Annotated in this window: 1 protein-coding gene; it reads left to right on the top strand. The window is 43.8% G+C overall.

Going from position 1 to position 915, the window contains the following annotated elements; genetic code table 11:
- Nucleotides 1-61 precede the first annotated feature (61 nt).
- Nucleotides 62-915: REP-associated tyrosine transposase (locus AB4482_RS22690; protein ID WP_102397900.1), on the top strand; the 854-nt coding region annotated here is incomplete at its 3' end.

Raw genomic sequence — 915 nt, 5'->3', positions numbered from 1 at the left:
TTTTGCCTTTTTGATGAAATGGTCTAGTTTTTAACTAGGCCATTTTTGTATAGGGAAGACAATGAGTAGACCACTGAGAATAGAGTATGCGGGTGCGCTCTATCATGTAACGTCGCGCGGTAATGCTCGACAGCCGATTTATCTGGAAGAGCAAGATTTTGAATTGTTTATCGAAGTGTTGTCAGGCACCAGTGAGCGATTCAATTGGGTCGTGCATAGCTACTGTTTAATGACCAATCATTACCATCTACTCGTCGAAACTCCTGATGGGAACTTAAGTAAGGGAATGCGTCAGCTTAATGGTGTGTATACCCAAAAGTTCAATAGAAAACATAACCGAGTCGGTCATCTATACCAAGGTCGCTTTAAAGCCATTTTAGTCGACAAAGACGCTTATCTATTGGAAGTGGGACGTTACATTTTACTTAACCCCGTTCGTGCAAATATAGTGGATACACCGAACGAATATGAGTGGAGCAGTTGGCCTTTTGTTACTGGTTTAAAAGAGTCACCAGACTGGCTAGCGGTTGATCAAACCTTGTTTCAATTTGGCCGCCAGAGAAATAAGGCTGTTGAGAAATACAAGCAATTCGTTTTCGAGGGGGTTGGTAAGCCACTATGGACAGGATTAAAGCAGCAGGTGTACCTAGGCAGTGATGAGTTTGTGAACAGTCATCTTCCTAATTTGAATTTAGCAGAGGGAGATATCAAAGAGGTTCCGGCAAAACAGCGACGTGCTAAACCTCTTTCGCTAAAGGAGTACCAAGACTCAGCGCCTAGTAGAAATGATGCCATTATTGCTGCATTTAATAGCGGTGGCTATACGCAAAAGCAAATAGGGAATCACTTCGACTTACATTATTCACGAGTCAGCCGTATAGTGGCAAAAGGCAAGACCTGCCCCCCCCCCCCCCC

The sequence above is a fragment of the Vibrio sp. 10N.222.55.C7 genome (assembly GCF_041473335.1).
Taxonomy (GTDB): domain Bacteria; phylum Pseudomonadota; class Gammaproteobacteria; order Enterobacterales; family Vibrionaceae; genus Vibrio; species Vibrio crassostreae_C.
Note: the sequence above shows the minus strand (reverse complement) of the source record. Positions and strands in the feature narration are given on the sequence as shown.